The following is a 4345-nucleotide window of genomic DNA, read 5'->3' as shown; positions in this document are numbered from 1 at the left end:
GTGCGGAGCTGGGCTGCGCGGGCGCGGCGCTCGTCGGCCAACCGGCGGGCTGCGCGGGGACCGGCTCCGAGACGCGGCGCGCGCGGCGGGAGCCGGGTGCGGCCGGCGTCGCGCCGGTTGCGGGGGGTGCTACGGGCGTCGTGGGACCTGTCGGCGCCGCCTGCGCGGGGGCAGGAGGGGTCGACTCGACAGCGCCGGTCTCGGCGCTGCGGTGGAGGTCACGGCGACGCCGCCGCTCTCCGGGTTCACTCATGAAAGACCTCGATACAACCTGTGCTTGGCGATGTACTGGACCACCCCGTCAGGGACGAGGTACCAGACGGGTTTCCCTGCCTGGGCACGCGCGCGGACGTCCGTCGAGGAGATGGCCAGCGCGGGGATCTCGAGAACGTGCACCCGGTCCCGCGGGAGGCCGTCGACCGACAGCGTGTGCCCAGGGCGGGTGACCGCCACGAACTGCGCCATCGAGAACAGCTCCTCCGCATCCTTCCACGTCAGGATCTGCTCGATGGCGTCCGCACCCGTGATGAAGAACAACTCGGCGTCCGGGCGCGACTCCTTGAGGTCCCGCAGGGTGTCGACGGTGAACGTCACACCTTCCCGGTCGATGTCCACGCGGCTCACGGTGAACCGGGGGTTCGACGCGGTCGCGACCACGGACATCAGGTAACGGTGCTCCGGCAGGGTGACCTGCTGGTCGAGCTTGAAGGTGGGCCGCCCGGTCGGGACGAAGACGACCTCGTCGAGGTCGAACGTCGCGGAAGCCTCCGACGCGGCGACGAGGTGACCGTGGTGGATGGGGTCGAACGTGCCGCCCATCACCCCCAGCCGGGGTCGTCGCTGCGTCATCTCCCCAGTGCCCGGCGCGCTCAGTGGCGCGTGCCCACGCTACGGAAGGCGTACGTGATGAGGAGCATCGCGACGAGCCCGCCGAACGCACCGAGCCCGAAGACGACGGGCGGGAACGGCAGCTCGGTCGTGTGCTCGGCGGCCTGCTCGGCAGCGGAGATCAGGGCAGCGTGCACGTGACTTCCTCCAGGGGGGTTGGGGTGGCGACCAGTGTCGCACGGGGGTCTGTGCGGTCAGGGTCTGACGTGGCCGTCGCCGTGCACGATCCACTTGGTGGTCGTGAGCTCGGCCAGGCCCATCGGGCCGCGGGCGTGCAGCTTCTGCGTCGAGATGCCGATCTCCGCGCCCAGGCCGAGCTGGCCGCCGTCGGTGAAGCGCGTCGAGGCGTTGACCATGACGGCCGCGGAGTCCACCTCGGCGACGAACCGTTCGGACGCCGCGAGGTCGCGCGTGATGATCGCCTCGGTGTGGCCCGAGCTCCACGTGCGGATGTGCTCGAGCGCCTCGTCGAGGTCCTCCACCACCCGGACCGCGAGGTCGAGCGAGAGGTACTCGGTGGCCCAGTCCTCGTCGGTGGCCCGCACCACGTCGGCCTCCTCGGGCGCGAGCGCGAGCGTCTCGGCGTCGCCGTGGATCGTCACGCCCTCGTCGGCGAGCATCGCGATCGCGATGGGGAGGAACTCGTCGGCCACGGCCTGGTGCACCAGCAACGTCTCGGCCGCGTTGCACACCCCGACGCGCTGGGTCTTGGCGTTGAGCAGGATCGGCAGCGCGACCGCGAGGTCCGCGCTCTCGTCGACGTACACGTGCACGTTGCCGACGCCGGTCTCGATGACCGGGACGGTCGACTCGCGCACGACCGTGCGGATGAGGTCGGCGCCGCCGCGCGGCACCAGGACGTCGACGAGGCCGCGCGCCCGCATGAGCGCGACGGCACCCTCGCGGCCCCACGCGTCGATCGACTGCACGAGCGCGCCGGGCAGGTCCCGGGACTCGAGCGCCTCGGCGAGCACCTCGACGATCACCGCGTTGCTCGACGCCGCCGCCGAGCCGCCGCGCAGGATCACGGCGTTGCCGCTCTTGAGCGCGAGCCCCGCGGCGTCGACGGTCACGTTCGGGCGGGCCTCGTAGATCATCCCGACGACGCCCATCGGCACGCGCACCTGGCGCAGCCGCAGACCGTTGGGGAGCGTGGACCCGCGCACGACCTCGCCGACCGGGTCCGGCAGCGCGGCGAGCTCACGCAGCGCGTCGGCGATCGCGACGATGCGCTGCGGGTCGAGCGCCAGCCGGTCGAGCAGCCCGGCAGCCATGCCCGACTCCCGACCGCGCGCGAGGTCCTCCGCGTTCGCCGCGACGATCCGGTCGGTCGCTGCGACCAGCGCGTCCGCGAGCGCGTGGAGCGCGGCGTCCTTGGTGGCGCGGTTGGCCGTCGCCAGCCGGCGCGAGGCCCGCTTGGCGCGCGTCGCGACCGCCTCGACCTCGGCCGCGACGTCCACCGGTGCCGGCGTGCCGGGGGCGGTCGTCGTGAGGTCGGGGGCGTCGAGCGTGGTCATCCGGCCAGGGTAGTCCGGGTGTCCGCGGGTTGTCCGGCCCGTCCGCGTGACGTCCGCACTGCGGACCGGTCAGGCCCGGGCGGGCGTGACGCCGAGCTCGGCGAGCAGCGTGAGGATACGGCCGCGGATCTCGTCGCGGATCGGCCGCACGGACTCGATGCCCTGCCCGGCGGGGTCCTCGAGCACCCAGTCCTCGTACCGCTTGCCCGGGAAGTACGGGCAGGCGTCGCCGCACCCCATCGTCACGACGACGTCGGACGCCTGCACTGCCTCGGTGGTCAGGACCTTGGGCTGCTCGGCCCGGATGTCGATGCCGACCTCCGCCATCGCCTCGACCGCGACGACGTTGACCTGGTCCGCGGGCATCGACCCCGCGGAGCGGACCTCGACGGCCCCGCCGGACAGCGCGGCGAGGAAGCCCGCGGCCATCTGGGAGCGGCCGGCGTTGTGGACGCAGACGAACAGGACGCTGGGCTTGCCGGTCGCGATGCTCATGATGGGCAGATCATCGCACCTGCCGACGACGCCACGGAAGGCGCCGCCACCCCGGCGTGCACGAGCGGGATCACGTGGTCGCCGAACTCGATCGCGTCCTCGATCAGGTCGTACCCGCGCAGCCCGAAGATCTCGAACCCGAGGTCGACGTAGTCGAGCAGCGCGTCGGCGACCGTGCGGTAGGAGCCGACCAGCGCGGTCGCGCTCGTCGGCAGCCCGCCCGCGCCGGCCACGGTCGGGGTCCACAGCGCGCGGTCGTGCCGCTCCCCCGCTGCCGCGAGCTCCGCGAGGCGCAGGTTGGCGGTGTTCTCCGGCAGACGACCGGGCGCCGCGGGCGCCGACGAGAGCGACGCGACCGGGCCGACGTCCCGGGCCTCGATCCGGGCGCGGATGGCGTGCGCCTTCGCCCATGCCTCGTCGTCCGTGGCCGCGACGATGGGCCGGAACGCGATCTGCAGCCGCGGGAGCCCGCGCCCCGCGGCGGCCGCGAAGCCGCGCAACAGCTTCACCTGGGCGGCGGTCGCGGCGAGCGGCTCGCCGAACAGCGCGAACACGTCGGCCACGGCGGCACCCACCTCGAGCGCGCGACGCGACGCGCCGCCGGCTGACAGGCCCGGCCGGGTGCCCGGTCGAGCGCGGAGCACGAAGCTGTCGGCCCGGTAGTACGGGCCGGCGTGCGTGAACGGCTCGTCGGCGGTCCACGCCTGCAGGAGCAGCCGCGCGTACTCCTCGAGCCGGTCGTACCGCGCGTCCTTCTCGAGCGCGTCGCCCTCGGCCAGCTGGTCGGAGGTCAGGCCGCCCGCGATGAGGTGCGCCGTGACCCGGCCGCCGGAGGTCTCGTGCAGGGTCGCGAACGTCTTGGCCGCGAACGTGGGCGCCGAGACGTTGGGCCGGTGGGCGACGCGGAGCTGGATCGTCGTCGACGCGGCGGCGGCGAACGCGGCGGCCTGGGCGGGGTCCGGGCCGTCGGAGGAGTACGGGAACAGCACGTGGTCCCAGCCGTGTGCCTCGTGGGCCCGCACGATGTCGCGGGTGTAGCCCGGGTCGAAGACCGGGCCGGTCAGGGGCACCGTCTCGGTCGAGGGGTTGCCGTACCCGGCCCCGAGGAACTCGACGGGCATCAGGCGCCCGCCACCGGGACCCCCGCGAGGTCCTCGTCGGGCAGCCCCGCCGCGGTGCGAGCCGCCGCGAGCCCGCGCGCACGGCCCGGGTCACGCGGGCCCCACAGCGTGGTCGAGACCTCGCGGCGCACGAGCGGCACGACCTCCTCGGCGAACCGGCGCAGCACGTCGTGCTGCTGCTCGTACGGGAGCACGGGGTTGAGGGAGACCGACTGCAGGTCGTGGCCGAACGAGTGGTAGTAGTCGACGATCTTCTCGGCGACCCGCTCGGACGAGCCGACCAGCGCGGGACCGCGCTCGACCGCGTCCTCGATGCTCGCGAAC

At 73.8% G+C, this 4345-nt stretch carries 5 protein-coding genes and 2 pseudogenes; all 7 read right to left on the bottom strand.

All coding sequences use genetic code 11. The features are described 5' to 3' along the window. Positions 1–253 (bottom strand): annotated as a pseudogene (locus D1825_RS18505) (hypothetical protein); the annotation flags it as partial. Further along, positions 250–849 carry a nicotinate-nucleotide adenylyltransferase gene (gene nadD, locus D1825_RS01000; RefSeq protein ID WP_118765659.1) on the bottom strand — a complete coding sequence of 200 codons (600 nt, stop codon included), beginning with the start codon at positions 847–849 and terminating at the stop codon, positions 250–252. The pseudogene D1825_RS18505 and the gene nadD, both read right to left, overlap by 4 nt. A 20-nt stretch (positions 850–869) precedes the next feature. Continuing rightward, positions 870–1025 carry a hypothetical protein gene (locus tag D1825_RS18380; protein WP_199721447.1) on the bottom strand — a complete coding sequence of 52 codons (156 nt, stop codon included), beginning with the start codon at positions 1023–1025 and terminating at the stop codon, positions 870–872. A gap of 57 nt (positions 1026–1082) precedes the next feature. After that, positions 1083–2405: a glutamate-5-semialdehyde dehydrogenase gene (locus D1825_RS00995; protein WP_118765658.1), complete on the bottom strand. Its 1323-nt coding sequence runs from the start codon at positions 2403–2405 to the stop codon at positions 1083–1085. A gap of 69 nt (positions 2406–2474) precedes the next feature. After that, positions 2475–2900, bottom strand: a complete 426-nt coding sequence (locus tag D1825_RS00990) for an arsenate reductase ArsC (protein WP_199721446.1) — start codon at positions 2898–2900, stop codon at positions 2475–2477. Beyond that, positions 2897–4021: an LLM class flavin-dependent oxidoreductase gene (locus tag D1825_RS00985; protein ID WP_118765657.1), complete on the bottom strand. Its 1125-nt coding sequence runs from the start codon at positions 4019–4021 to the stop codon at positions 2897–2899. The genes D1825_RS00990 and D1825_RS00985 overlap by 4 nt, the downstream gene beginning before the upstream one ends. Then, positions 4021–4345, bottom strand: a pseudogene (locus D1825_RS00980) (LLM class flavin-dependent oxidoreductase); the annotation flags it as partial. The pseudogene D1825_RS00980 and the gene D1825_RS00985, both read right to left, overlap by 1 nt.

It is taken from the genome of Cellulomonas rhizosphaerae, from assembly GCF_003470205.1.
GTDB classification, from domain to species: domain Bacteria; phylum Actinomycetota; class Actinomycetes; order Actinomycetales; family Cellulomonadaceae; genus Cellulomonas; species Cellulomonas rhizosphaerae.
Note: the sequence above shows the minus strand (reverse complement) of the source record. Positions and strands in the feature narration are given on the sequence as shown.

Excerpts from the sequence above, each read along its gene's own strand:
- D1825_RS00985 (WP_118765657.1), bottom strand. The coding sequence starts at position 4,021 with ATGCCCGTCGAGTTCCTCGGGGCCGGGTACGGCAACCCCTCGACCGAG.
- D1825_RS00995 (WP_118765658.1), bottom strand. The coding sequence starts at position 2,405 with ATGACCACGCTCGACGCCCCCGACCTCACGACGACCGCCCCCGGCACG.
- D1825_RS00990 (WP_199721446.1), bottom strand. The coding sequence starts at position 2,900 with ATGAGCATCGCGACCGGCAAGCCCAGCGTCCTGTTCGTCTGCGTCCAC.
- nadD (WP_118765659.1), bottom strand. The coding sequence starts at position 849 with ATGACGCAGCGACGACCCCGGCTGGGGGTGATGGGCGGCACGTTCGAC.